The sequence below is a fragment of the Frigoribacterium sp. CG_9.8 genome (assembly GCF_015751965.1).
Lineage (GTDB): Bacteria > Actinomycetota > Actinomycetes > Actinomycetales > Microbacteriaceae > Lacisediminihabitans.
The window spans coordinates 242205-268528 of record NZ_JADOVH010000003.1; the positions used below are offsets into that span (position 1 = coordinate 242205).

A 26324-nucleotide genomic window follows, 5' to 3' on the forward strand; every position below is an offset into this window, starting at 1 on the left:
CGACTGCTGCCCAACTGCCGCCGGACTGCCGCCCATCTACCGCTCTGGCCATGCCCCGTCGGCGACGAAGGTGGGATCTTTGGAGCGACGCATGTACTCCTGGAAGCTCGCGGCACTCTCTGCGGCCCAGGTGACCTGGTTGGAGTGCACGAGGGCGACATCGTCGCCGAGAAGGTTCGCATACTTGCGAGCGACCGCTTGCGCCACTCGGCCGGCTGCGACGGCATCCGCTTCTGCATCATGGGCATCCATGAGTTCGACACCGTAGTGCTGCGCTGCCGCCTCGAGAGTGCGTTTGCCCTTGCGGAACCGATCCATCGCGCGGTCGATCACCAGGGGGTCGATGATGGGCAGCGGATTGTCAAGAGGCTCGATACCGTGTCGACGACACTCCCGATTGAGCAGCGTGAGGTCATAAGACGCGTTATAGACCACGATGGGAACACCCTGATCGAGCAACGCCCGCAGCACAGCGACGATCTCGGCAACGACTTCCGCGGCGTCCCGACCCTCTGCGCGCGCTCTCTGGGTCGTGATCCCGTGCACTGCGGACGCCTGCAACGGGATCTCAATACCCGGGTCAGCAAGCCAAGAGACACCCTTCGGCTGCCCTGTGACATCCAGCACTCCCACGTACGCTGAGACGATTCGACTGGTGTCGGTGTCTATCCCAGTGGTCTCGAGGTCGAAGACCCCGAGCCGGTCAGACCAGGAGTCTGCCTCGCTGCCTGTCTCTGTGCTGATCATCATCGTCGTGTCGTCACCATTCACCCTCTGAGGCTAGGGCCGACCACCGTCAGCGCCCGACGACCCGACGTGAAGCCAGTAAAAACTCTGGGTTCCGAGGGTGAGTGTGATCGTGCCATCGTCGGTGAATGAGGGGAACTCGCCCCCACCGAACAGGTCGTAGAGGGTGGAACCCGAGAACTGCTCCGCGGTGATGGTGACGGAGATCGGGTTGTGCGCGAAGCTGAACACGCAGAGCACGTTCTCAGCGGAATCACCGAACTGGGTGCCGGATCCCGCGTACGAGCGCACGAAAGCCAGTACCGATTCGTGGTTGGTTTTTAGCACGGTGAGAGTGCCGAGCCCGAAGGTCGGGTGTGCCTTGCGCACATGGATCACATTGCGCACCCAGTGCAGGAGCGAGCGGGACTGAGCGAGCTGCGACTCGACATTTGCCAGGGTGTAGTTATAGACAAGCGAGTGCACGACGGGGAGGTACAACTTGCCAGGGTCGGCGGCTGAGAACCCCGCGTTGCGATCCGGAGTCCACTGCATCGGGGTACGCGAAGAATCCCGGTCGGGAAGCCAGATGTTGTCGCCCATTCCGATCTCGTCCCCGTAGTACAGGAATGGGCTGCCCGCGAGGCTGAACAGCAGGGCATGGGCGAGTTCGAGTTCTGCGCGAGAGTTGTCGAGGAGAGGGGCGAGGCGTCGGCGGATGCCCACATTCGAGCGCATCCGCGGGTCGTACGCGTACCAGCCGTACATGGCCTGACGATATTCCTCCGAGACCATTTCCAGGCTGAGTTCGTCGTGGTTACGGAGGAACACTCCCCACCCCGCTCCATCCGGAATGTCCGTGGTTTCGGCGAGAATTCGGGTGAGTTCGGCTGCATTCTGCGAGCGCAGAGAGTAGAAGATTCTCGGCATGACCGGGAAGTCGAAGGCCATATGGCACTCCGGCTCCTCCTGGGTGCCGAAAAACGCGGCGACTTCACGCGGCCACTGGTTCGCCTCGGCGATCATGATCCGACCCGGATACTCCTCGTCGAACATTTCCCTTACGCGCTTGATGTAGTCGTGGGTCGCAGCCTCGCCCTCACCGTTACCCTCCTCGGATTCGAACAGGTACGGAATGGCATCAAGGCGCATGCCGTCCACTCCGAGGTCGAGCCAAAACCGCATGACATCCAATACGGCATCCTGTACGGCGGGATTCTCAAAGTTGAGGTCGGGCTGGTGCGAGAAGAAGCGGTGGAAGAAGAACTGGCGACGCACGGGATCGAAGGTCCAGTTGGACTCCTCGGTGTCGACAAAGATGACCCGGATGTTCGGATAGGTCTCGTCCGAATCGCTCCACACGTAGTAATCGCCGTATGGCCCCTCCGGGTCGGAGCGAGACTGCTGGAACCACTCATGCTGATCGGACGTGTGGTTGAGCGGATAGTCGATAACGATGCGCATGTTGCGCTCGTGCGCTTTGGTCACAAGGTCGACAAACTCGTCGAGCGTGCCGAACTCCGGAAGGATCGCGCGGAAGTCGGACACGTCATACCCGCCGTCGCGCAGCGGTGACTGGTAAAACGGGGGGAGCCAGAGCGCATCGATGCCGAGCCATTGCAGATAGTCGAGCTTGGACAGCAACCCCTGGAGATCGCCTGAGCCGTCCCCGTTGCTGTCCACAAAGGACCGGACCATCACCTCGTAGAAGACCGAGCGCCGGTACCACTGCGGATCGAGGGCCAAACCCGGCAGTTGGATGGGTGCGGTAAAGCTCACAGTGCTCCTCTCGAGAGCAGGGTAGGCATTGGTAAGGGCATCGACGGTTATCGAGCCGGTCAAGTCTAGGCGCGTGTGCCAAACGCCCGCGTGACGTCGGATTACGTACAATCGACATAATGTCTGTTCACTCGCCCTACGCCGAATTGCTCAACCGGATGCCCATTGAGCGACACGAAATCGTGATCCTCGGGAGCACCACTCGGTACTGGGTGTACGGACCGGATGATGCCCCACTGACAATCGTCATCGCTCACGGGTATCGCGGGGAACATCACGGTCTCGAACCGGTGATCGCCCAGATGCCTGGGATTCGCTGGATCGGTCCGGATATGCCCGGCTTCGGAGAATCGACGCCACTCACCGAGGTGCCACATTCGATCGACGGATTTGCCAAATGGCTCACCGCGTTCATCGATGCCCTTGGTCTGACGGGCACCGCAATACCACTCGGGCACTCATTCGGCTCGATCATCTCGTCAAAGGCCGTCGCCGATGGGCTGCAAGCGCCTGCGCTCATCCTGATCAATCCGATTTCTAATTCCGGGCTGGAGGGGCCGAGCAGGGTGGCGACGATGTTCACAGTGGTGTTCTACCGCTTAGCCGGTCGCCTCTCCGCCCGGGCCGGTGATTTTCTGCTCAAGCAATGGATCGTGGTGCAGTTCATGAGCTCGGTACTCGCCAAATCCAAGAACCGCCAGTTGCGCCGCTGGATCCATTACCAGCACCACACCTACTTCAACAGGTTCGCCAGTCGTGACTCGGTGGTCGAAGCGTTCGAAGCGTCAATCAGTGCGAATGTGTCTACCTACTCGGACGCCATCGGTGTTGCGACTCTGCTCGTCGCGGCCGAACTCGACGACATTACCCCGGTGCAGGCTCACCGCGATCTTGTCGCGACAATGACCGATGCAAAGCTCGAGCTGCTCATGGGTGTCGGACACCTCATCCACTACGAGGTGCCGGAACTTGCCGCCGCAGCGATCCACACCTTCCTACTCGAGCAGGGGCTGTTCGGTGACCTGCCGCCGGAGGCGCGAAGCGGTAGGCACAGCAGTCCGGCAGCCCACAGTGAGCCGAGCGCGGAATCCGGAATAGAGTCCAGCCGGCCGTGAAGGTGATCTTCGACTGTCGCTATACCCGGTTCACGAGCCATGATGGCATCAGCCGGCATACCACAGGGTTGGTCGAGGCATTCTCCCGACTGCATCCGGTGACCATGCTGATCAGCGATACGCGCCAGCTCGCGCTGCTCCCCGACCTGCCCTGGGTGACGGGGCGTCCAGGCACCAGTGCACTCGAGCCGTTCATCGGGCTGCTCTTGATCAACAGGCACAGGCCAGATGTTGTTTTTTCTCCGATGCAGACCATGGGTGCCACCGGTCGGCGCTATCGGCTCGTGCTGACCGTGCACGACCTGGTGTTTTATCGAATCACCAAAATACCGGCCGGTTACAGCTGGTTTGTGCGACTCATCTGGCGTGCCTTTTACCTCACTTACTGGCCGCAGCGTGCCGTGCTCAGTCGGGCGGATGCCGTAGTCACCGGCTCATACAACTGCGAGCGAGAAATGATCGAGGCGCGTCTCACGCGACGCCCTCTGACCGTGATCAGGCCGGGCGCCAGTGACTCCGGCTGCACGCAGCTGGCCGGTCCGCGCTCGAAGACGCTGGTCTACATGGGCACTTTCCAGCCGAATAAGAATGTCGAGACGCTGGCCCGCGGCATGCACCACCTGCCCGGTTACGCTCTCCGGCTGCTGTCGCGAATCAACGCCGAGGATCGCGATCGTATCGCAGCACTCGCCCCCCACGGATCTGTACGTTTCGATGACGGCGTGAGTGACGAGCACTACCTCGACGCCCTTGTGGATGCCACGGCAATGGTCACGGCCTGTTGGGACGAGGGATTCGGCATCCCGCTGATCGAGGGCGAGGCTGTCGGCGTACCGCTTGTGTTCAGCGATATTCCTCTGTTCCACGAGGTCGGAGGCGATGCCGCCATCTACTTTGACCACAGTGACGGCGCCGCATTCGCCAACGCCGTACTTTCACTCGAGACGCCGGGAGAGTGGCGACGGCGCAGCGAGGCGTCCCGCGCGCGGTCTGCCGAGTTCAGCTGGGACTAATCGGCTCGACGGTTGCTCGCACTCTTATCTAGCCTGATGCCAACCGGGCACGCGGTCGACCCTTAGGAGCGAGGCTCCACGCCCATCTCGCGCTGCTCGACGGCATTCTGCTCATCGAAGTCGTCGCACCCAACGGTCACCGATTCGATATCGATCGGATCATTGAACAGTACAAGTTCAATCGCGCCGTCGACGTGGCGAAAACTGTGCACCGATCCGTTTGTGATCAGGATGCCGCGGTGGCGTTCCGTCTGCAGCGAGACATGATTCAGCACCGAGCGAATCACGCCTCCATGCGTGGTCACGATCAGACGCGCATCCGGTGACCCGGGGGAGCGATCCTGCTCATACCGCTCGGCGAGGGCAACGAGCGCCGGGATGACCCTCGCCGCGACATCCTGACGACGCTCGCGCCCGGGAACGGGCGTGGCCCCGGGGAATAGTCGCAGGAGCTCACGATCGTCGAGACCTTCGGCCTCCCCATAGCGGCGCTCGACGAGATCATCGAGCACCTCGATCTTGGTTCGATTGATCCCCACCGCGGTTGCGATGATCTCGCCCGTCTCAAATGCCCGAGACAGGGGGCTGGAGGCGATCCCGTCCCACGGCTGTCGCGCCAGAAGGCGCCCGGAGCGCGCTGCCTGGTCGCGTCCCGTGTCATTGAGGGGAATGTCGGTACTTCCCTGGATGCGACGCGCGCGATTCCAGTCGGTCTCGCCGTGGCGCACCAGGTAGATCAGGGTCATACGGTTACGGTCCTTCGACAGTCAGCGGGCCGGGTGGGTCGCCCCGTGCCGACCGGTAGCTGTTCAGTTGGTGAGGCGGATCGCAAGTTCGGCGAGAGTCTCCGAAATGCCTGCATCAATCTTAACGGTGGCACGTGGATCACCCTTGGTGACACCGCGGTTCACGATGACCACGGGGAGTCGGCGCTTTGACGCCTGGTCGAGCAAGCGGATACCGGAATTGACCACCAGCGAGGATCCGGCGATGAGCAGGGCCTCGGCCGACTGCATGAGGGCGCTCGCCTCTGAGAACTTCTCGGTCGGAATGAACTCTCCGAAGAACACGATATCCGGCTTGAGGATGCCGCCGCAGACGGTGCACTCGGGGGTGACAAAGTCCGCAATCTGGTTGAATTCGACATCTCCGTCGGGACCGAGTTCACCGGAGTCGGGCTGGTCGAGCCACTCGTTTGCGCTGGTGATCCGCTTGGCAACATCGGAGCGGGAGAAGGTTTGACCGCAGGTGAGACAGCGCACGCGGTCCATGGTGCCGTGCAGGTCAACGACCCGCTGCGATCCGGCTCTCAGGTGTAATCCATCCACGTTTTGCGTGATGATTCCGTTGACGATGCCGCCGGTCTCGAGTTCGGCAAGTGTGCGGTGTCCGTCATTGGGCGAGGCACCATCGAAGCGCTTCCAGCCCAGATGACTTCCCGCCCAGTAGCGTTTGCGATACTCGGCATCTTTCATAAATTGCTGGAAGGTCATGGGATTACGCACGGGTGCGCCGTCGCCGCGGTAATCCGGGATGCCGGAGTCGGTGCTCATCCCCGCACCGGTGAGCACGGCGAGCGTGCGCCCGCGGAGAGCTTCAGCGGCGGCATCCAACTCGGCGGAGGTGGCCATTGGCCAATTACGAAGTGACACACCGGCCATGATCACTGTCCCTCCCACTGTCGACATGGCACGTCAGCACCTGCTTTAGAGTAAACAATCGAGTTTGCGGTTATGTTTCCGAATGCTGACAGTGTGAGCCGGCCAGGCTAAGAATTCAATCCGGCACCAAATGGATGCGCGGCAGAGAGAGACCCATGCACACTGTGCGAATCGACGACCTCGACCACGCGGGCCTTGCCGATTACTGCGGCTTGACCGACGCGGCTCTGCGGCGCATGAGCGAACCCGCCGGAGGGCTGTATATCGCCGAGTCGTCGAAGGTAATCACGCGGGCGATCGCGGCGGGTCATCGGCCACGTTCGGTTCTCGTTCAGGAGCAGTGGCTCGCCGAGATGGAGCTGCTTCTAGCGGACTGGGATATTCCGATTTACGTCGGCACCCCCGGTTTACTCGAGAGTCTGACGGGTTTCAACCTGCATCGCGGCGCCCTCGCGGCAATGCATCGGCCGCCCCTTCGACCGGTTGCGGAGGTGGTTGCTGGCGCGCGCCGTGTCGTTGTGATCGAAGATGTCGTGGACCATACCAATGTCGGCGCTATTTTCCGGGCGGCTGCGGGCCTGGGGGCGGATGCCGTGCTCGTGACCCCGCGCTGCGCCGATCCGCTGTACCGCCGGAGCGTGCGAGTGAGCATGGGAACAGTGCTGCAGGTGCCCTGGACGCGCTTACCGGAGTGGCCGGAGGGAGCGCTCATGCTCAAGAGCGCAGGTTTTCACCTGGCTGCCCTCGCTCTCTCGGATTCCGCCATCGATCTCGACGTGCTTGCCGCGAATCCGCCAGAGAAGCTCGCGCTGCTGCTCGGGACCGAAGGAGACGGGCTGAGCCGGAACGCCATCAGCCACGCCGACACCGTGATCACCATCCCGATGCTGCACGGTGTCGACTCACTCAATGTCGCATCAGCGAGCGCCGTGGCCCTGTGGGCGCTCCGGGTGCGATGATCACGGCGACCCGGGAGGCGAAAAGTATTATTGCCCCATGACGGTGACTGAGGTATTCGAGCCTGCGGTGCCGCGAGATCCAGGGCGGCGCAGGCGGCCGACCCGGCGGCAACTGATCCGCCGGCGTCTGATTGTGTTCTCCGCAGCCGCCATGGTGATCGGGCTGGGGATCTATCTCCCGGTGACATTGCTCGCCCCGCTCGGTGCCACGGCGGGCGAGCTTGTGCAATTCACCGATGCAGCCCGCGGTGCAGCGACGCCAACGCTACCGGATTACGGAGCCAGTGCAGTGAGAGTGATCGGATATCCCGAGGCATCAGCGTCAGCCGGGAGCACGGCACCGCTGCCGATCGCGAGCATCAGCAAGATCATCACCACTCTCGTCGTGTTGGAGGCAAAGCCGCTCTCCCCGGGAGATTCTGGCCCGACGATCACGTTCACAGCCGCAGACGCCTCTCTGCGTGCCACCTACGTCGCGCAAAACGGTGAGACCAAACCGCTCACTGCGGGGTCGACCATCAGTCAACTCGACCTCATGCGAGTCACCCTTGTCGCTTCAGCGAACAACTATGCGGATGCTCTCGCCAACTGGGCTTTTGGTGCTGGAGCTGGCTTCGACATCGCGGTGTCAGCGTGGCTGGGTGCACACGGGCTCAACCACACCACGATCGTCGAGCCCACCGGCATCAACCCGAACAACCGGAGCACCGTCGCGGATCTCCTCGAGATAGGGACGCTCGCACTTGCCAATCCGGTGATTGCTCAGATCGTCTCGATCCGGTCGATGGCACTTGACGGTGTCGGCACCTTCGGAAACACCAACACTCTCCTGGGCAGTGCGGGAGTCGAGGGGATCAAGACGGGCACGCTGAACGGATCGTCAAATCTGCTCTTCGCCGCCAGGTACAGCTATGGGAGCCACCGGGTCACCGTCGTCGGTGTGGTGGTCGGGGCGACCGACCACAGGGCTGTGGATGCCGCGGTGTCCACTCTCCTCGCCGGCGTGCAGGCTGGATTCCATGAGGTAATCCTCGCTAAGAAGGGTCAGACCTTCGCGTATTTCACGACGGCGTGGTCGCAGAAAGTGCGTGCCATATCCACGAAAACGGCCTCGGTTCTTCTCTGGAGCAATACCCCGGTGACCGCAGTGACCAGTGCTCTGTCCCTGCGAGTCGGACAGGGCACGGGGTCGGTTGGTACCGGGTCGATCGGCACGGGGTCGATCGGCACGGGGTCGATCGGCACAGGGTCGGTTGGCACAGTGACTTTCACCGCCGGTACCCGCACGGTGCGGCTTGCACTTGCCCTCGATCATCCCCTTGTCGACCCGGGGCCATGGTGGCGCCTGAGTAACCCGGCGCTGCTCTTCAAATAGAGCTGCTCCACTCACCCAGAAGACACGCCGAGTATGCCTAAACAGGCATAAATGCATACCTCTCTCAGGGTTTGCGCTTAGGGTCGGAATATCCGATTGAGCACCTGCTCGCCTACCCTGACTGGGAAGTCATTTCGAATCGAGGTATCGTGAGCGATGCAGTCATGTCACCGGTTGTGACCTTCACCAAGACCAAACCGGGTGGCTCGCGGGAGAACCCCACGACGGAGTACTCGTCTCTCCTACGCACTGTGCGCGACGCCGGGCTCCTACACCGCCGAACCGGCTTCTATGTGATGGTGTTTTCCATCATCACAGTCGCTCTCGGCGGAGCTATTACCGGATTCATCCTGCTTGGAGATTCCTGGTTCCAACTTCTCATCGCTGGTGCTCTTGGCATCATCTTCACGCAATATGCGTTTCTCGCCCACGAAGCTTCTCACCGCCAGGTCTTTGAATCGGGCCGCGCAAACGACGTCGCCGGGCGCATTCTTGCGAACCTTTTCGTCGGCATCAGCTACTCCTGGTGGATGACCAAGCACAGCCGCCATCACGCGAACCCTAACGTCATCGGCAAAGACACTGACATCGAGCGAGACTTCGTCTCCTTCACTCCGGAAGACGCAGCCCGTGCGAAGGGGCTGTACGCCTGGGCCACCCGTCGTCAGGGTTACCTATTCTTCCCAGCACTCCTCCTTGAGGGCATCAACTTGCACATCCTCGGATTCAAGACGGTATTCGGGCGCGGCCGCGTCGACCGCAGAGGCCTCGAAATCGGCATGCTCGTCCCTCGCATCCTGCTGTACGTCGCGGTGATTTTTGCATTCCTACCCCTCGGAATGGCATTCGCATTCCTCGGCGTCCAGGCTGGAATCTTTGGGCTGTACATGGGGGCATCCTTCGCCCCGAACCACAAGGGCATGCCCCTGCTGGCCCACGACAGCAATGTCGACTTCTTACGTCGCCAGGTGCTCACCTCCCGCAACATCACCGGCCTCGGAACAACCACCTTCATGGGCGGCCTAAACTATCAAATCGAGCACCACCTCTTCCCGAACATGCCACGCCCACACTTGGCCAAGGCGCGCGCGATCGCGAAAGAATACTGCGACTCGCACAACATCCTGTATACGGAAACCACTCTCACCCAGTCGTACGGCATTGTGATCGCCTACCTCAACCGGGTGGGTCTCTCCGCCGGCGGCGATCCCTTTGACTGCCCCGCAGCCACACAATTCGGCCGTTAGGCCGTTCGTATCGCGTCAGGTTTAGAGCAGAAAATTCACCGGCTGCTCCGCTCGATGGGCAGCCGGTGAATTGTTTGTCCGTTTCGATGGCTATTCGGTGCGTGCATGGCTGAGGTACGGACCAGCCAGCGGGCGCTTGGGAGCGATGCCATCTCCGGATGATTGATGGCGGATCCGACGCAACACCCAGGGCACCAGGTACTCCCGTGCCCAGCCCATGTCCTCAACGCGGGCTTGTCGCCAGGGAACCCGTGCCAGAGCGACGGGGTTGTACGACTCGAGATTGTTTTCCACGTTGAGGGCCTCGAGCACCATCCGCGCGATCGCAGTATGGCCGACCGGTGAGAAGTGCAGGCGGTCAGGAGCCCACATCCTCGGATCTTTTAGTTCTCGGAGCGCCCACATGTCCGCGACGACAAGGTCGTGGCGCAGGGCGATTGCATGCAGGTTCTCGTTGTAGATCGCGACCTTGCCCCGTGACCGGTTGAGTACAGGTGTCATTCCGATGTCCGGTCCGTTGAACAGCACAACGGTGGCACCATCTTTCCGAAGCCGAGCTACCCCGGCCTCAAGAATCGTCGCAAGCCGGTCGGGATCAGTGTTGGGCCGGATGATGTCATTGCCCCCCGCCGAGATGGAGATGAGGTCCGGGCGGAGGGCGAGCGCGACATCTACCTGCTCGTCGAGGATTTGTCGGAGCAGTCGACCGCGAATGGCAAGATTCGCATAGGCGAAATCATCCGTCTGCTCGCTGAGTTCCTCCGCCACGCGGTCAGCCCACCCACGATTACCCCCGGGGCTCTTGGGTTGAGGATCGCCAATACCCTCGGTGAACGAGTCCCCGAGCGCGACGTATCGGGACCACGGATGCTGCTGAGTCATGGTTACAGCCTGCATCACGCGGGCCCGGCGCACCACTTTCTCGGCTCGGCGTTTTTTTCCTGTTTGATTTCACTCGGCCGCGTCGGCGTGATCGCGGTGTCAGCCGCCGCAGTTAAACTTCACTGATGAACAGTGCGCTGCCCTTTGGCTCCCAGGTGGGCACCTCGGCGGCAGAACATCTCTCCCCGTCTTTCCCCGAGCGAGCGGCCCGCGGTACCGCCGACAAGCTGAGGGCCTGGCAACAGGAGGCGATTGCTGAATACTTCTTGCGAGAGCCGAAGGATTTTCTTGTTGCAGCCACCCCCGGCGCCGGCAAGACCACGTTCGCACTTCGGCTCGTCACCGAATTGCTTGCCCAACGCAAGATCGACCGGGTCACGGTCGTAGCACCGACAGAGCATCTGAAGCGTCAGTGGGCCGATGCCGCCCACCGCGTCGGGGTGCGACTCGATCCGAGTTTCACAAACGCGCAGGGCTGGGCAGGGAAACACTTCCACGGGGTCGCAGTCACCTATGCGCAGGTCGCCACTCGAGCGGCTCTTCATCGTTCGATGACCGAGGGTGGGCGCACCCTGGTAATCCTCGATGAAGTTCATCACGGAGGTGATGCACTGAGCTGGGGGGATGCCATCCGAGAGGCGTTCGAACCAGCGACCCGACGGCTCTCACTGACCGGCACGCCGTTTCGATCGGACACTTCGCCGATTCCCTTCGTCACCTACTACCCGGACGAGCACGGCATCCGCACCTCCCAGGCGAATTACGCCTACGGCTATGGACGTGCTCTTGCCGATGGTGTGGTTCGCCCGGTGATCTTCCTGGCCTACGCGGGACGCATGCGCTGGCGCACCCGCACCGGCGATGAAATGGAAGCCAGGCTGGGTGAGGGCGATACGAAGGACATCACGGCCCAGGCCTGGCGTACTGCCCTCGATCCAGAGGGCGAATGGGTTCCCGCAGTGCTCAAGGCTGCTAATCGACGGCTCACTGAGGTGCGCCGTAGCATCCCCGATGCCGGGGGCCTGGTGATCGCCACAGATCATTACGCCGCGCGTGCCTACGCCGATATTCTCGAAAGGGTGAGCGGCGAGACACCGACCATCGTGCTCTCCGACGAAAAGGCGGCGAGCGGCCGGATCGCCGAGTTCGCTGTCTCGGACTCGCGCTGGATGGTGGCGGTGCGCATGGTGTCGGAGGGTGTTGACATTCCTCGCCTCGGAGTGGGTGTTTACGCGACATCCGCCGCAACTCCGCTGTACTTCGCCCAGGCAATCGGACGCTTCGTGCGTACGAGACGCCGCGGTGAGACGGCGTCGATCTTCCTGCCGAGTGTGCCCTCACTTCTCGGGCTGGCCGCAGCGATGGAGCTGCAACGCGATCACGCTCTCGATCGGGATCCCGGCGAAGGACTCGAAGAAATTCTGCTCGACGACGATGCAGCAGACGACGCGAACCGGGTGGAATCGGCATCTGGAGATGCACTGTTATTCGATTTCGCCGCGCTCGGCTCCGAGGCTGCATTCGACCGGGTGTTATTCGACGGAGATGAATTCGGTGCGGGAGCTGCACCCGATAGCGCCGAGGAACTCGATTTCATCGGCATCCCCGGCCTTCTCGAGCCCGACCAGGTGAAGGAACTGCTGCGTCACCGTCACCAGCGCCAGGCTCGGCGGATCGGCGACCGCCAGCGACAGGTCGACGAGTCGGGCGTTGCCGCCGAGATCGTGCCGCTCTATCGCACGCTCAAGGAGCAGCGCGCACTTCTGAACAGCCTCGTGGGTATGCGGGCAAAGGGCAGTGGAGAGCCACACGGCATCATCCATGCCGAGCTGCGCCGGATGGCGGGAGGTCCAGCGGTGCCGCACGCAAGCGTCTCCCAGCTGCAGGCCCGCATCGATTTGCTCCGGCGGGGGTTGCGCAGCTAATACCAGCGCCGCTGGTCGGGTCAGCGCCGCTGGTCGGGTCAGCGCCGCTGGTCGGGTCAGCGGAAGTCGCGGGATGCCGAGCGGGTGGACATCGGCAGCGCCTCGAGACGATCGGCGAGCAGGTTCGTCACCCCCTCTGGGGAGCGTTCGAGGATGCCACGCACGATGAGCGCGGGGGAGTCGCGGGCGATGCGACGGTAGCGGTTCCACACGCCGACGCTGCAGATCACGTTGACGAGTCCGCTCTCGTCCTCGAGGTTCATGAAAGTGATGCCGCTTGCCGTGGCTGGCCGCTGTCGATGGGTCACGACCCCGCCCACTTCGATACGGCGGCCGGATTCCGCCGTTTTCAAGTCATCGGAGCGAAGGGCACCTCGCTGCCGAAGAGCCTCACGCAGGTGGCGGATCGGATGGTCGTCGGGGGAGATGCCAGTGGCCCAGAGGTCGGACGCAAGGATCTCCGAGGTACTGGGCATTGAAAATAGCGGCGGTTGCACAGTGACCATGCTTCCGGCGAGAAACTCCTCCCGATCCCGGGCTGCATCACCCGCAGCCCAGAGCGCTTCACGAACGCTGAGACCGAGGGATTCGAACGCCCCGGCAGCGGCGAGAGCCTCGAGCTGCGGGGTGCTGAGCCCGACCCGGCGCACGAGGTTCGCAAGATCACTGAAGTCGCCGCCCTCCTCACGATCGGCCACGATCTTCTTGGCAAGGATCTCTCCGACGCCGGTGACCGCGGCAAGACCGAGGCGCACTGCGAGGGCTCCGTCGCGACGGTGGTCGTCGGTGTCGAAAGGGGCGGTTCGGTCATACCTGCCGACCGGTGGCTGGTGAGGATCGAGGCAGGAGTGGTTACCTGTTGGTTGGGTCTCGAGACTCCCGCTGGCGTTCGCTCCTCGGCCGGCCGGATGCGAGGCCTCGAGACCTTCGAGCCCGGGCTGCCAGCCGGAGCGCAGAATGTCGGGACGCCGCACTTCGACGCCGTGTCGCCGGGCATCCGCCACCAGGGAGAGCGGCGAATAAAAACCCATCGGCTGGGCGCGCAACAGCGACGCGAGAAAGGCCCCCGGGTAGTGCAGCCGCAGCCAGGAGCTGGCATAGACGAGCAAGCCGAAGCTGAGGCTGTGACTCTCGGCGAACCCGAAGTTGGCGAAGGCCTCGATTTTGGCGTAGATGTCGTCGGCGACCTCACCACCAATTCCGTTGCTCGCCATGCCCGTGTAGAGAGTGGCCCTCAGCGAGGCGATCTTCTCCTGTCCGCGCTTTGACCCCATGGCGCGACGCAGCAGGTCCGCGTCATCCGCGCTGCAGCCCCCGACCGCCATGGCCATCTGCATCAGCTGTTCCTGGAACACCGGAATGCCGAGCGTGCGTTCGAGCGGCTCTTTAAGCTTCGGATGCTGGTAGGTGATCGCCTCCTCGCCGAGCTTGCGCCGCACGAACGGATGCACCGCCCCGCCCTGGATCGGACCGGGGCGCACCATCGCGATCTGTACCACGAGATCGTAAAACCGGCGGGGCTGCAGCCGGGGGAGCAATCCCATCTGCGCCCGACTCTCCACCTGGAAGACACCGATCGAATCGGCGCGACAGAGTTGGTCGTAGACACCCTGCTCCTCTTTTGGGATCGTGGCGAGCTCCCATTCCTCGCCGAGATGCTTTTTTACGAGATCGAAGGTGTGCTGGATGGCGTTGAGTATGCCGAGGCCAAGCAGATCGAACTTGACCAGCCCCATCCAGGCGCAGTCGTCCTTGTCCCACTGCAATACCGTTCGGCCATCCATGCGCCCGTGCTCGATCGGACAGACCTCGCCGACCGGGCGGTCGGTGAGCACCATGCCGCCCGAGTGAATGCCGAGGTGTCTCGGGAGCGCCAACGCTTCGAGCGCGAGGCGTGACACGGCATCCGGGATATCGTGGTCGACACTCGACAGCACGGCTCCGTTACGCTCCACCTGCTTCGACCACGCGTCCTGCTGCCCCGGGCTCGCGCCGAGCGCCTTGGCCATATCCCGCACTGCGAACTTGGGCCGGTACTGGATCACATTGGCCACCTGCGCTGCGTTCTGCCGACCGTACTTCTCATAGACGTACTGGATCGCCTCCTCGCGCCGGTTGGAGTCGAAATCGACGTCGATGTCCGGCGCCTCCTCTCGCATGCTCGAGAGGAAGCGTTCAAACGGCAGTTTGTACCCGATCGGGTCGACAGCGGTGATACCCAGCAGATAGCAGACCGCAGAGTTCGCAGCCGATCCGCGACCCTGACAGAGGATCCCGCGGTCTCTAGCGAACTTCACGATGTCCCAGACAATGAGGAAGTAGCCGGGAAAGTCCTTCGCCTCGATGACATCGAGTTCGTGGGCGATGCGGTCACGATCGCTCTGTGCGAGCTGCGGATAGCGCACCGGCACAGCATCCCAGACCAACTGGCGGAGGTAGCTCATCGGGGTGTAGCCCTCGGGGACCTGCTGCTGTGGCAGCTTCGGTCGAGCGCGGCGCAACTGGAACGAGAGGTCGTCGGCGACTACGGTGGTGTGCTCGACGGCCCCGGGATAGCGGGCAAAGCGCGCCGCCATCTCAGCGCCGGAGCGCAGGTGGGCGGCCCCGGATGCTGGCAGCCAGCCGTCCATGTCGTCGAGGGTGCGGCGGGCGCGCACCGCCGCAAGCGCCGCAGCCAGCCGGTACTGCTCTGGCTTGGCATAGTGCACATTGCCGGTCGCGACCACCGGCAGCCCGCGCCGATCCGCGATCTCGAACAGCGCGTCATTGTGGTCGCTGGCGAGCGGGGTGCCGTGATCGAAGAGCTCGACGATCACATTGCTGTGACCGAACAGGTCAACCAGCCGGTCGATCTCGCGGGTGGCGGCCGCGGGTGACTGCTCCAGCCCCTGTCGCACGGCACCCTTGCGGCATCCGGTGAGAATAGTCCAGTGCCCCTCTGTGCCGTGCGCCTGCGCCTGCGCAGCAAGCTCATCGAGGTCGTAGACCGGGCGCCCCTTCTCAAGACCGGCGAGCTGGGCTGCGGTGAGCGCACCGGCCAACCGGTGGTAACCCTCCTCTCGGCGGGCGAGCACGAGCAGGTGGCTCCCCTCGGGATCGGCGGCACCGTTCTGGGGTCGGCTGAGGCCGAGAGAGAGCTCAGCACCGAAGACCGTGGCGATACGCGGATGCTGCTCCGCCGCTTCCGCGAGGCGCACGATCCCGTAGAAGCCGTCATGATCCGTTATCGCGAGAGCGTGCAGCCCGAGACGGGAGGACTCCTCGAGCAGCTGCTCGGGGGAGGATGCCCCGTCGAGAAAGCTGAAGCTGGAGTGAGCGTGCAGCTCGGCGTATGGCACGAGGTCGCCTGCCGGTGCGCCATCGGCTGCAGCGTTGCCGGCTGCAGCGTTGCCGGCTGCAGCGTTGTTGCCTGCAGCGTTGCCGGCCCGCACCGCCTGGACGTGTTCGGACGGCAGCTCGTAGGCGCCGCGCTTGTGCGACCAGCCGGGGCTATCCCCGCCGTCCGCTCCGACTGGCGCGTTTCGGGGACGACGAACATCTGACAGCGCCTTCTCGAACTCGGACCAGGGGATCGGTGGGTTGTTCCAGCCCATCAGCACACCCCCGGTATCCCGGCCGCCGCCGCGTGTCGCGCGTGTGACCGCGTGTTGGGTTGGGCGGTTGGTTGAGTGTGGGGTCGGGTGTGGGGTCGAGCGAGAGTCTCTAACGGGCGAGTACGGACAATCGGGGCCAGCGTGCCAGCCCGGATTGTCCGAATTCGCCCGGAATTCGGGTGGCACAGGTGGTTTGGGTGGCACAGTTGGTTCGGGGCGCACAGGTAGTTCGGGTGGCAGCCCATCAGTCGTACCTCGCTTCGGCCCACCACACGCGACGCTCGAGCACGAGCAGCCAGGCCGCGCCGGCATCGTCGACGACCTGAAAGCGGCTCGCCCGGTGAAAAGTCTCGGCATCCCACCAGCGTTCGTCGATCGTCCAGGGGCCGGCCCAGGCGGTGATCGGGTGCAGGGTACGACCGTCGGTAGAAAACCGGGCCGGGATGCCCGAGAGCACCCCACGTTCATCCAGATCGACGGCACGGCCCGCAGAGTCGATCACCATCGCCGGCTGTGGCGCCTCGAATACCGTACCCGGTGTCGGAGTAGGTAGTTGCCCGGGCCAGGGCAACGCATCGGGTCGTGCCCTCTCTGTTCTGGCTTTCTCGGTGCGGTCGCCCCAGGCTACGAGGCTCTGCCTATCGAGCAGAGTGCGCCCGCCACCGACCGCGGCGGTGACGACTGCGCCGTGCCCCAGCATGCTCTGCACCCGGGACAGCCCGTGGTGGATGCGCTCGTCATGCCCGGTGCCCCAGAGTCCCTGCTCGTGGTTGCCGATGGCGTCGACACTTTCGGGTACGACTCGCACCCGGGTGATCCCCGAACTGAGGCCACTGCCAAACGGGTTACCGGCGATGGTGCCGCTGCCCTGCAGTTGCCAGCGCACCCGATCTACGACATCCGCCGCCGTGAAGGAGCGCGGATGCAGCCAGGTGCGTTCCGACAGCTCTCCCGCCTCGGAATCCACCTCGATACGGATCGACGTGCAGACGAGCCTCGCCCGCACCAGCTGTTCGATGAAGTGGTCTGCGGATGCCCGGAAGCCGAAGGTCACCTGGTCGATGCGGTCGAGCGGTGGCTCGAATCCCATGGAGCTGTCGAGTTCCTCCGGCACGACGCGGGGAACAACGGGGCGACTATCGAGGCCGCAGGCGAGGGCGTGCACCCGAGCGCCGGTGTCTCCGAAGCGCGCCTCGACATCCCGTGGTTCCAACTGGGCAAAATCGCCGAGTGTGCGGATGCCTAGCCGCCGCAGGAGAGTTGCGAGGGCTTCCTCGCCGAGCAACCCCACCGGCATACCGGCAAGAAAATCGGCGGATCCTCCCTCTGGCACGATACAGATGCGCTGCCGCTGCGGACTGCGAGCCGCATGCTCAGCGGTGAACGGCCCATCGGCGATGCCCACCCGTGAACCGTGGATGCCGAGCGCATCGAGCGCATCGAGCAGCCACAGCGCGGCCTCCTCTTCACTGCCGTAATAGCGGGCGGGTCCGCGTGCCCGCACCGCACAGGTGCCCGGGCGCAGCACTTGCGCTCCGGGCATCGTCTCCTCGATCGCCTCAAGCACCGGTTCGAAGGCTCGGATGTCGAGTGCAGGATCGTAGTCGAGCACCTGGAGCCGCGGACAGCGAGCCTGGGCCTCGCGGAGGCGAATGCCACGTCTCACCCCCTCGCTGCGAGCCGATGCCGAACAGGCAAAAACCTGGCCGGCGTCAATCAAGGCGAGGGGGGCATCCGTTACGGCCAGATCACGCGTGGTTCCGGCGCCACGTTTGGATGCGAGAGCACCGGTACCCAGAAGGCGTAGGGCTGCCGTGATGGGCCAGTCGGGGCACCACAGCACGATGGTGCGGGTGGGAGCGCTGGGCGGGGAGAGTGATGTGGCGCGGCGCATCATCCGGCTGCCTCGCGCAGCCCCGCCTCTTCCCGGAAGCCTGCCTCTTCCCGGAAGCCTGCCTCTTCCCGGAAACCTGCGGCTTCACGCAGCCGGGCCACCTCGGGCTGCGTGAACCTGTCGACCTCGCAGAACTGCTCGTGGAGGTCTGGTAGCCAGAGACGTGCACTGCGCGGTCGTGCCGCTCGACTGGTGACCGTGACCGTAGCCTGCCGGGCGCTGAGATGCCCGTTGCCTTGGCCGATACCGCTCCAGTGGCTGTCCGATAGGCTCAGCATCGCCTCGCTCTGCGGCCACGGCCCCACCACGATGAGAGTTGCCCCACGTTGTCGCAGCCGGGCACTCAGACGCGCGACGCTCGAATCGCTTGCGCGTTTGGGAGGCCGAGTGACAACCACTCCGAGCACATCGGCGATCGCTGCGGTGACACCCAGCCACTGCTCCCCGGGATGCGGCACCAACACGAGCCGCTCCAGGTCGATACCGAAGTGCGCAGCGGCCTCCACTCCAAACTCGGGAACCCCGATGACGCCGCACCACGAGCCGGCCGCAGAAGGACCGGCGAGCAGTGCCATCAGCAGGGTTGCAGAGTTGTCTACCGAATAGGTTGCACCCTCTTTGAGCCCTCCGCCGGGCAGCAGCCGCGCAATCGCCGGGTGGGTGGGGATCGTGCGAGTATCGAGGGTAGTGACCTGCATCGAGCGGATGCGCGCCTGAAGCTCTTCGACGGTGGCTCGCGTGGGCGAGTCGTCGAGAACTGCTGCTGCGGAGGCCATTCCCTTATATTCGAACATACATTCGAATATGTCAATTGCCACCGACATTCGTACGGCGTGTCGGCAGATCCGCGCTGCGGCTCGTCAGCCAAGCGCCCAAAGATTCGAGCGCATGGCTGACTTTCGGGCGCATGGTCAGAATGCGCGACGCCCAGAAGAAGCGCCGCCGAAGAGCTACGGCGCGAGCACCCCACTGCGCGAAGGCACCGGATCGGTGACGGCAACAGCACCCCGACGGCGACCGGAGAAGACCCAGAACCGGTACAGGCCGAACCGGAAGGCCGTGCCGAGCGCGAGACCAACCACGTTGGTGGCAATATTGTCGTCGAGCACAGAGGTGAGACCGAGTCCGTAATGTGAGATCCAGAGACAGCCGAGCGCGATTGCGGCGCCACCGAGGCTCACCGTGGCGAACTCGACACCCTCCCGCAGCACAGCTGCGCGGGTCTCCGTTCGACGTTCGGTGCGGAAGGTCCAGAGGCGGTTGCCGATCCAGTTGACCACGATCGCGATCGAGGTGGAGATCGCCTTCGCGATGATCGGGCCGCCATGAACGAGGTGGGGTTCGAGCACCGTCGTGCGTAACGCGTTGAACACGACTATGTCGATGACCAGTCCTACTGCGCCGACAAGCCCGAAGCTGACCAGCTGGCGCACTAGGGCGGCTCCGGGCTTACGGGACACGGTTGTGCTCCCCGTCAAAGTTGCCACGCAACACACGCAGACCCGCATCCGGTGCGCCAGCACCCACCACTCCAGCACCCGGCACTCCCGCACCCCCGACTCCGCCCGATTCGCGAGCAAGTCGCACAGCGGATGCCGCAGCCACGGCCGCCCGGTGGTCACCGCGCAGGCGCGCCGGCAGCGACTGCAGCCCCCACAGTGTCACTCGAAGAATGGCTTCCTTGACGATGCCAGAGCTCATCTTGGATTCACCGTGCACCCGATCGACAAAGGTGATCGGCACCTCCGAAATTCGCAGGCCAGCGTTATATGCCTTCCAGAGCATGTCAATCTGGAAACAATAACCCTGGCTCACGACTTCCTCGTAACCGATCTCCCACAGTGCATCAGCGGTAAAGGCACGGTAGCCGCCGGTGACATCACGCACCGGGAGCCCGAGTGCGACGCGGGCATAGAGGCTGCCAGCCTGCGACAGCAACCTGCGTCGCAGCGGCCAGTTCACAACGGAACCATCGTGCACCCAGCGGGATCCGAGCACTACATCCGCATCGTCGAGCGCGGTGAGAAGACGTTCGAGCTGCTCCGGCTGGTGGGAACCATCGGCATCCATCTCGACCAATCGCTGGTACCCGCGCTCGAGGCCCCAGGCGAATCCGGCGCGATAGGCCGCCCCGAGTCCCTCCTTGCCGACCCGGTGCAGCACGTTGATGCGGTCATGGCCCGAGGCGAGCGCCGAGGCGAGTGCTCCGGTGCCGTCGGGGGAGTTGTCGTCGACGACGAGCACGTCGATCCCCGGCGCACTTCGCAGCACTCGAGCGATGATCTCCGCGATGTTTGCCCGCTCGTTATAAGTTGGCACGACCACGAGTGTGCGGTTGCCAGTCTGGTTCATGGTGTCTCCCGGGTGAGTTCGTAGACGACGGTGCGATGGACGGGTAGCTGGCGGGAAATCGTGTAACCCAATCTTTCGAGCGCGACGATGTTCGCTGGGGTGACGGTATTTCCGGGGGTCGTGAGCTCGAGGTCCCACACGGTCACCGACGCCTGCAACGACGCCTGCAACGACGGTGCGACCTCGGCGATCGGCCACACCGAATCCCAGATGCCTGGGCGCTGCGTGTAGACAGTGCGCAGCGTGACATCCGAGCGCCCACTGAAGTACTGCGGGTAGAGACGCAGAGCTAGGCGCGGTCTCCGGGAGGCTCGAGACGTCTCGTCGAAGACCACGGCGTCTCCCGCCTTGGCGTGGGTTCCGATCACCTGGGCCACCTGGCGCAGATCGCTTCCGTCGTCTTTAGCGAATTCGGTGCGCTGGAAGATATCGGTGGGGAGGGCGAGCCCGATGAGGGCGAGCACAGCGGCCGCACGGACCCAGCCCGCTGCTGCTCCGCGAGAAGCGAGCGCGTACACCCCAACAGCGATGAGGATTGCAACCGCTGGCGTGCAGAAGGACAGATAGCGGATCGTGTACATCGGAGCGATGAACTCGTTTCCCAAGATCAAGATCCCCGTCGGCAGGACCAACCAGCTGACCAGGAGCGTCGTGGAGCGCGCGCGCGACCGGATGAGCGCAACCACGCCGACCACGGTCAGCACCCAACACGTGATGGCAAGCGCCGGGTTGCCGAACCACTGAATCACGAAGAGCCGCGTGAATGTGAGGTAACCGCGGTGAGCGATAATCGTGATTTGTCCGCGCTCACCCAGCGCATAGACGATCAACGGTGCCGCAAGCACAACTCCGCCTGCAATCGAAGCGAGCCACCGAGAGATGAATGCACGGCCGGGGCGGGCAACGAGCACGGTAACGCCATAGACCACCGCAAGGAGCGCCAGGTAGAGGAAAACATAAATTGCGACCGCGAACAGCACCGCGAAGAGCAGCCACGGCAGCAGACGGGTCACCCTGCGTTGCAGCAGCGCCACGAAGAAGACCGTCAGCCAGGTGGCGAGTGCGGTGCCGAGTGCGTAGGAGCGACCTTCGGCAGCCATGTAATCGACCCGCGGCAGCAGGATCATGACGATGCCAGCGAGTGCCGCGATCGAGCGGGCGGAGGCATGGCGGGCAAACAGCTGATGCGCCAGTACGACTGTGCCCGTGATCGCGACACCGACGGCGATGACACTCGGCAACCGCACTGACAGTTCGGATGCCCCGAATGCGGCGATCCACACGTGCAGGAACACGTAATAGGCCCCGTGCACCGCATCGACCCGTCCGAGTTCACCCCAGATCGTTGTGAGCGGACGCTCGGCTGACATGATGCTTGCAGCTTCATCGCCCCAGAAAGCGGGGATCCAGGATCCGATGAAGTGGGTCACCAGCCCGATTGCTCCAAGTAGCGCAGCCACCGAGCCGATACTGGCGTCTCTCCCGAACCAGCGAGTGCGCGACCGTGAAGGCGGCTCGGCACCTAGGATCGGTGGGCCGACGCTGATTTCGGTGGTGCTCACTCGCCGTTCCCCCCGGGAAGATGATTCCCGACTTCGGTCAGGCAGTTCCCATATTGGTCAGCGGGACTTGGCGTTCTAGACGGATCCGGCCCTGTCGGCGTGAGAGTTCATACAGGTTGGACTAGACCGTTCCTGCCACGGCGTCAGTTGATAAAGGCACGGTGGGGAGCGACACCGTGACGGTGAACCCGTCTGCATTCGAGAGGGTCACCGAGCCGCGGGCGGCCTGCACGATGGCGTGCACGATGGCCAGACCGAGGCCGCTGCCGGCGTCGTGGGCTGCGCGCGCGGCATCCGGTCGGCTGAACCGGTCGAAGGCAACGGGCAGAAAGCTCTCCGGCATGCCCGGTCCGGAGTCGACGACGGTGAGCAGCAACTCTGAGGTGGAGTGCCGCAGCGCAATTCGCACCGATCCACCGGTGGGTACTGCCGCGATCGCGTTGTTTGTCAGGTTATTGACAACACGACCGAAGTTTTCCACTGCGATTCGGTAGGTCGACGACGTCGGCGTGCCAGCCACGTCAAAGTCGATAGTTACCCGAGAGGCCACGGCAAGCATCCGCGCACGGTCGACGGATGCGGCAAGCTCAGCACCCAATTGCGTCCAACTGCTCTGGATGTCCGGCGCGCCCGAATCGAGCTGCGACAGTTCGAGAAGACCGGTCGCCAGCCCGGACAACCGTGCGACGGACTGCTGGGCAATAACGATCTGTGCCTCGAGCGCCGGAGCGTCGCCGCGGGAGAGATGAGCGAGTTCGAGCTGCGCCATGAGGATGGCTAGCGGGGTACGCAACTCGTGGCTGGCATCCGAAACCAGTTGGCGCTCACGATCGACAGACTGCCGCACGTCACTGATGAACAGGTTGAGAGTCGTCGCCAGCGCGGAGAGTTCATCGGTCGCGGAGCCGATCGGCAACGGCTCGGTCGATCCCTCTGCAGCGATCGCCTCGGCCTGCTTGCGCATGCGTGTCACCGGCCGAAGCGCAGCACCGGTGAGAAGCCAGGAGGCGACACCGAACCCGAGCACGATCACGAGAGTGCTCACGATGAGAGCCTGGGTGATGCGGTCAAGGGAAAGCACCGACGAATCTTCGTTGCGCACGGTGATGACCTTCCACTCGCCCGTATTGGTGATCACGCTTGCGCGGTAGAGCCGATAGGACTCATCACCCTGCACGAGGGTCTCCACGTTCACCGGGAGAAGTGCGATCTCGGCGAGTTGGTTGTCAAAGCTCCGTGGAAGGCTCGACACCACGACTTTTCCGGTGGGGTCGATGACAGCGGCAAGTTGCCCTCGCGCTGGACGTTCAAAACTCGGGCTGCCGCTGGAGGTGAGATCGTTCACGTAGGGAGCAGCATCGTAGCGAAGCAGCGTTGTAGTCGTGGTGTTCAGGATGCGCTCGACCTGGGAGCGGAAGAGCACCACCGCGGCAGTGGACAGCACGATTGCCACGACGAGTGTGCCGATAGTGATGCGCCACCGGATGGTGACCCGGCGCAGAATTCTCACTGGAGAGTCTTCATCGAGCGGTCTCGAGCAGATAGCCCGAGCCGCGTTTGGTCACGATCCGGACCCCGGCGTTTACCGGCTCGAGTTTGCGCCGAAGGTAGCTCACATACTGGTCGACGATATTCGGATCGATATTCTGGGTCGACCCCCACACCTCTTCGAGGATGTTCGTGCGACTCACCACAGAGCCGGCGGCTCCGGCGAGCAGGCGAAGCAGCGCGAACTCTTTGGGACTCATCGACAGCGGATGCCCGGCTACGGTAACCGCCACGGCCAGCGAGTCGATGCGCAGCCCGCCGACGGTGAGTACGAGCTTGTCTGCGTTGGCGTCCCGCCGCAGCAGCGCCCGCACGCGCGCGCTGAGTTCGACGAAAGCGAAGGGCTTGGTGAGATAGTCGTCGGCCCCCGCGTCGAGTCCGAACACGCGGTCCTCCACGGCGGTGCGGGCGGTGAGCAACAGCAACGGCATCGAACTGCCCGACTGGCGGATGCGACGACAGATCTCGAACCCCGACATCTGCGGCAGCATCACGTCGATAGCGGCGAGAGCGAACTCTTCGCTGGAAACGGCGATCAGGGCGTCCACTCCGTTGTCCACCACACGAGTTTCGTAGCCTTCCGCGGTGAGGCCGCGGTCGATAAGCTCACCCATCTGCGGATCATCCTCCACGATCAGGATCTTCACCGGTTCTCACCCCTTCGATTCGCTCACGCTCGAGCGGTGCAATGTTTGCATCTTTTCATGGGGACTGCGTCGTCGGGCAAGTTCTTGCGCCGGCATCGGCTGCAGTGTTTCGGATGTCACCGGCATTCGTTAGCGTATTGACGTGGCTTTTATCGAGGCGTCAGGCCTGACCAAGACCTATACCCCCAGGGGTGCGGGGCCCGTGCACGCGCTTGACGGGCTCGAGCTTGGCGTCGCTCAGGGCACGGTCACAGCCCTTCTGGGCCCGAACGGGGCGGGAAAGACAACCGCAGTGAAGGTGTTCACCACCCTCATCCGCCCGACGGCGGGCATCGCACGCATTGACGGCATCGACGTACTCACTCAGCCCGAACGCATCCGTCCGATCATCGGCGTTTCCGGCCAGTACGCCGCCGTGGACGAGAACCTCACCGGTTTCGAAAACCTCGATATGGTTGGGCGTCTCTACCACCTCGGAGCCGTGCAGTCCCGGATCCGGGCGCAGGAGCTCATCACCCTGTTCGATCTGGAAGAGGCGAAGAACCGCCCAGTGAAGGGGTTTTCCGGTGGAATGCGACGGCGCATTGACCTCGCGGGCGCACTGGTCACCCGGCCGAAAGTGCTGTTCCTCGACGAACCGACAACCGGGCTCGATCCGCGGAGTCGCTTGGGTATGTGGGACATCATCAACACCCTCGTTGGGCAGGGCACGACGGTGCTCCTGACCACGCAATACCTCGAAGAGGCCGACCAGCTGGCTGACAGTATCTCGGTGATCGATTACGGCAAGGTCATCGCGAAAGGCACTTCGGACGAACTGAAGGCATCGATCGGTGGTCAGCGCGTGGAGATCACCCTTGTCGACCCGGCCGACAGCGCAGCGACAGTCGAGGTGCTGCGACGTTTCGGAGATTCCGAGCCGACGACCACGGCGGAGGGCCGCGAACTCACCGTAAACGCATCCGATGCGCCTCGGGCTCTGCAGTCGATCCTGGCGGAACTTGGCGACCGCGGCATCCGCCTGTTCGATGCCGGTATGCGACGCCCGACCCTCGACGACGTCTTCCTGCGCCTCACCGGCCATTCCGCGACCGCTGAGGCTGCAGATGCGGCGTCGGCGGAAGCGTCGTCGGCTAGTGCGGCGCCGGCTAAGGCGGCGTCGGCTAAAAGAGAACGCACCACGAAAAAAGAGCGGAGCCGATCATGACACCGGGGCCGGGTACGACTGTCTCCCACTGGTTCTCCGACGGCTGGATCACCACGCGCCGCAACCTCATCAAGATCAAACGCGTGCCCGACATCCTCGTGTTCACGACGCTTCAGCCCATCATGTTCGTGCTGCTTTTCACCTACGTCTACGCGGGCGTGATCAATATTCCGGGCAGCAGCTACAAGGAATTCATCATGGCGGGCATCTTTGCCCAGACGATCGTGTTCGGATCGACCTACTCTGGCTCTGCCATGGCGCAAGATCTCAAGGACGGGATCATCGACAGGTTCCGAACGTTGCCGATGAGCCCGTCGGCCGTGCTGATCGGGCGCACGAACGGTGACCTGTTCATCAATGCGGTATCTCTCGTGGTGATGATGACGACCGGGTTCATCGTCGGCTGGCGCATCCGCTCGAGCTTTCTCGAGGCACTCGGAGCAATCGCGCTGCTCCTGCTGTTCGCCTATGCCTTCTCCTGGGTGATGGCGTTTATTGGGATGAGCGTGCGCAGCCCCGAGGTCATCAACAATGTCTCGTTCCTTATTCTGTTCCCCCTCACCTTCGTCTCCAACGCATTCGTTCCCAGCGCCACACTGCCGACCCCGTTGCGAGTGTTCGCAGAGTTCAATCCGGTGTCTGCGCTCGTCTCTGCGGTGCGTAATCTCTTCGGAAACACTCCACCGAATTCCCCGATCGCTGATAATTGGGCCCAGCAAAACCCCGAGGTGGCCGTGTTGATTGGCATTCTCGTGCTGCTCGTGGTGTTCGTTCCGCTGGCGATACGTAAGTTCGCGAGTGTGAGCAGCCGCTGAGGGAACACCGAGGTTACTCCCACA

21 protein-coding genes are annotated in these 26324 nt (G+C 63.5%); 8 read left to right on the top strand and 13 right to left on the bottom strand.

Translation table 11 applies throughout. The features are described from left to right. Positions 1–36: 36 nt before the first annotated feature. Both IWX88_RS08860 and treS read right to left on the bottom strand, forming a co-directional pair. On the bottom strand, positions 37–747 hold the full coding sequence (locus IWX88_RS08860; protein ID WP_196829609.1) for a 3'-5' exonuclease: 711 nt from the start codon (positions 745–747) through the stop codon (positions 37–39). Positions 748–780: 33 nt separating this feature from the next. Continuing rightward, on the bottom strand, positions 781–2505 hold the full coding sequence (gene treS / locus IWX88_RS08865) for a maltose alpha-D-glucosyltransferase (RefSeq protein WP_196829402.1): 1725 nt from the start codon (positions 2503–2505) through the stop codon (positions 781–783). A gap of 119 nt (positions 2506–2624) precedes the next feature. Here treS and IWX88_RS08870 point away from each other — a divergent pair, with 119 nt between their 5' ends. Further along, positions 2625–3620, top strand: a complete 996-nt coding sequence (locus tag IWX88_RS08870) for an alpha/beta fold hydrolase (protein WP_196829404.1) — start codon at positions 2625–2627, stop codon at positions 3618–3620. Further along, positions 3617–4633 (top strand): glycosyltransferase, encoded by a 1017-nt coding sequence (locus IWX88_RS14245; protein WP_196829407.1) that lies wholly within the window; start codon positions 3617–3619, stop codon positions 4631–4633. Before IWX88_RS08870 ends, IWX88_RS14245 begins: the two co-directional genes overlap by 4 nt. A 62-nt stretch (positions 4634–4695) precedes the next feature. Here IWX88_RS14245 and IWX88_RS08880 read toward each other — a convergent pair whose 3' ends face one another. After that, a complete protein-coding gene (locus IWX88_RS08880; RefSeq protein ID WP_196829409.1) occupies positions 4696–5379 on the bottom strand; it encodes a histidine phosphatase family protein in 684 nt (227 codons plus the stop codon). A gap of 63 nt (positions 5380–5442) precedes the next feature. Beyond that, positions 5443–6264: a Sir2 family NAD-dependent protein deacetylase gene (locus tag IWX88_RS08885; RefSeq protein WP_196829411.1), complete on the bottom strand. Its 822-nt coding sequence runs from the start codon at positions 6262–6264 to the stop codon at positions 5443–5445. A 185-nt stretch (positions 6265–6449) separates the two neighbouring features. On the opposite strand from IWX88_RS08885, the gene IWX88_RS08890 reads away from it, so the two are divergent. The 3 genes from IWX88_RS08890 (at position 6450) to IWX88_RS08900 (ending at position 9875) form a co-directional block, all read left to right on the top strand. Then, a complete protein-coding gene (locus IWX88_RS08890; protein WP_196829413.1) occupies positions 6450–7253 on the top strand; it encodes an RNA methyltransferase in 804 nt (267 codons plus the stop codon). A gap of 37 nt (positions 7254–7290) precedes the next feature. Further along, the gene (locus IWX88_RS08895; RefSeq protein ID WP_196829415.1) at positions 7291–8628 is read left to right on the top strand and encodes a D-alanyl-D-alanine carboxypeptidase family protein; all 1338 of its coding nucleotides are present in this window, start codon (positions 7291–7293) and stop codon (positions 8626–8628) included. A 164-nt stretch (positions 8629–8792) separates the two neighbouring features. Beyond that, a complete protein-coding gene (locus IWX88_RS08900; protein WP_196829611.1) occupies positions 8793–9875 on the top strand; it encodes an acyl-CoA desaturase in 1083 nt (360 codons plus the stop codon). Positions 9876–9965: 90 nt separating this feature from the next. Here the strand turns inward: IWX88_RS08900 and IWX88_RS08905 are convergent, their stop codons facing one another. Continuing rightward, the gene (locus tag IWX88_RS08905) at positions 9966–10757 is read right to left on the bottom strand and encodes an SGNH/GDSL hydrolase family protein (protein ID WP_196829417.1); all 792 of its coding nucleotides are present in this window, start codon (positions 10755–10757) and stop codon (positions 9966–9968) included. Between the two features lie 125 nt (positions 10758–10882). On the opposite strand from IWX88_RS08905, the gene IWX88_RS08910 reads away from it, so the two are divergent. Further along, positions 10883–12682 (top strand): DEAD/DEAH box helicase, encoded by a 1800-nt coding sequence (locus IWX88_RS08910; RefSeq protein WP_196829419.1) that lies wholly within the window; start codon positions 10883–10885, stop codon positions 12680–12682. 56 nt (positions 12683–12738) lie between these two features. Here the strand turns inward: IWX88_RS08910 and IWX88_RS08915 are convergent, their stop codons facing one another. The 8 genes from IWX88_RS08915 to IWX88_RS08950 form a co-directional block, all read right to left on the bottom strand. Then, positions 12739–16275: an error-prone DNA polymerase gene (locus tag IWX88_RS08915; RefSeq protein ID WP_196829421.1), complete on the bottom strand. Its 3537-nt coding sequence runs from the start codon at positions 16273–16275 to the stop codon at positions 12739–12741. Positions 16276–16519: 244 nt separating this feature from the next. Then, the gene (locus IWX88_RS08920) at positions 16520–18172 is read right to left on the bottom strand and encodes a DNA polymerase Y family protein (RefSeq protein ID WP_231369049.1); all 1653 of its coding nucleotides are present in this window, start codon (positions 18170–18172) and stop codon (positions 16520–16522) included. Further along, a complete protein-coding gene (locus IWX88_RS08925) occupies positions 18169–18963 on the bottom strand; it encodes a hypothetical protein (RefSeq protein ID WP_231369050.1) in 795 nt (264 codons plus the stop codon). The genes IWX88_RS08920 and IWX88_RS08925 overlap by 4 nt, the downstream gene beginning before the upstream one ends. A 156-nt stretch (positions 18964–19119) precedes the next feature. Next, the gene (locus IWX88_RS08930; RefSeq protein ID WP_370568270.1) at positions 19120–19629 is read right to left on the bottom strand and encodes a GtrA family protein; all 510 of its coding nucleotides are present in this window, start codon (positions 19627–19629) and stop codon (positions 19120–19122) included. Continuing rightward, on the bottom strand, positions 19619–20521 hold the full coding sequence (locus IWX88_RS08935; RefSeq protein WP_370568271.1) for a polyprenol monophosphomannose synthase: 903 nt from the start codon (positions 20519–20521) through the stop codon (positions 19619–19621). Before IWX88_RS08935 ends, IWX88_RS08930 begins: the two co-directional genes overlap by 11 nt. Beyond that, complete coding sequence (locus tag IWX88_RS08940) at positions 20518–21981, bottom strand: glycosyltransferase family 39 protein (protein WP_196829425.1); 1464 nt, start codon at positions 21979–21981, stop codon at positions 20518–20520. Before IWX88_RS08940 ends, IWX88_RS08935 begins: the two co-directional genes overlap by 4 nt. Positions 21982–22204: 223 nt before the next feature. Further along, the gene (locus IWX88_RS08945; RefSeq protein WP_196829427.1) at positions 22205–23593 is read right to left on the bottom strand and encodes an ATP-binding protein; all 1389 of its coding nucleotides are present in this window, start codon (positions 23591–23593) and stop codon (positions 22205–22207) included. Positions 23594–23603: 10 nt separating this feature from the next. Continuing rightward, complete coding sequence (locus tag IWX88_RS08950) at positions 23604–24278, bottom strand: response regulator transcription factor (RefSeq protein WP_196829429.1); 675 nt, start codon at positions 24276–24278, stop codon at positions 23604–23606. 142 nt (positions 24279–24420) lie between these two features. Here IWX88_RS08950 and IWX88_RS08955 point away from each other — a divergent pair, with 142 nt between their 5' ends. Both IWX88_RS08955 and IWX88_RS08960 read left to right on the top strand, forming a co-directional pair. Further along, positions 24421–25485 (top strand): ATP-binding cassette domain-containing protein, encoded by a 1065-nt coding sequence (locus IWX88_RS08955; RefSeq protein ID WP_196829431.1) that lies wholly within the window; start codon positions 24421–24423, stop codon positions 25483–25485. Then, a complete protein-coding gene (locus IWX88_RS08960) occupies positions 25482–26300 on the top strand; it encodes an ABC transporter permease (RefSeq protein ID WP_196829433.1) in 819 nt (272 codons plus the stop codon). The genes IWX88_RS08955 and IWX88_RS08960 overlap by 4 nt, the downstream gene beginning before the upstream one ends. Positions 26301–26324 lie beyond the last annotated feature (24 nt).

Coding starts and splice junctions, on each gene's coding strand:
- IWX88_RS08895 (WP_196829415.1), top strand. CDS start 7,291: ATGACGGTGACTGAGGTATTCGAGCCTGCGGTGCCGCGAGATCCAGGG.
- IWX88_RS08935 (WP_370568271.1), bottom strand. CDS start 20,521: ATGAACCAGACTGGCAACCGCACACTCGTGGTCGTGCCAACTTATAAC.
- IWX88_RS08925 (WP_231369050.1), bottom strand. CDS start 18,963: ATGTTCGAATATAAGGGAATGGCCTCCGCAGCAGCAGTTCTCGACGAC.
- IWX88_RS08870 (WP_196829404.1), top strand. CDS start 2,625: ATGTCTGTTCACTCGCCCTACGCCGAATTGCTCAACCGGATGCCCATT.
- IWX88_RS08905 (WP_196829417.1), bottom strand. CDS start 10,757: ATGACTCAGCAGCATCCGTGGTCCCGATACGTCGCGCTCGGGGACTCG.
- IWX88_RS08860 (WP_196829609.1), bottom strand. CDS start 747: ATGATCAGCACAGAGACAGGCAGCGAGGCAGACTCCTGGTCTGACCGG.
- IWX88_RS08885 (WP_196829411.1), bottom strand. CDS start 6,264: ATGGCCACCTCCGCCGAGTTGGATGCCGCCGCTGAAGCTCTCCGCGGG.
- IWX88_RS08890 (WP_196829413.1), top strand. CDS start 6,450: ATGCACACTGTGCGAATCGACGACCTCGACCACGCGGGCCTTGCCGAT.
- IWX88_RS08960 (WP_196829433.1), top strand. CDS start 25,482: ATGACACCGGGGCCGGGTACGACTGTCTCCCACTGGTTCTCCGACGGC.
- IWX88_RS08915 (WP_196829421.1), bottom strand. CDS start 16,275: ATGGGCTGGAACAACCCACCGATCCCCTGGTCCGAGTTCGAGAAGGCG.
- IWX88_RS08880 (WP_196829409.1), bottom strand. CDS start 5,379: ATGACCCTGATCTACCTGGTGCGCCACGGCGAGACCGACTGGAATCGC.
- IWX88_RS08910 (WP_196829419.1), top strand. CDS start 10,883: ATGAACAGTGCGCTGCCCTTTGGCTCCCAGGTGGGCACCTCGGCGGCA.
- IWX88_RS08900 (WP_196829611.1), top strand. CDS start 8,793: ATGTCACCGGTTGTGACCTTCACCAAGACCAAACCGGGTGGCTCGCGG.
- IWX88_RS08920 (WP_231369049.1), bottom strand. CDS start 18,172: ATGATGCGCCGCGCCACATCACTCTCCCCGCCCAGCGCTCCCACCCGC.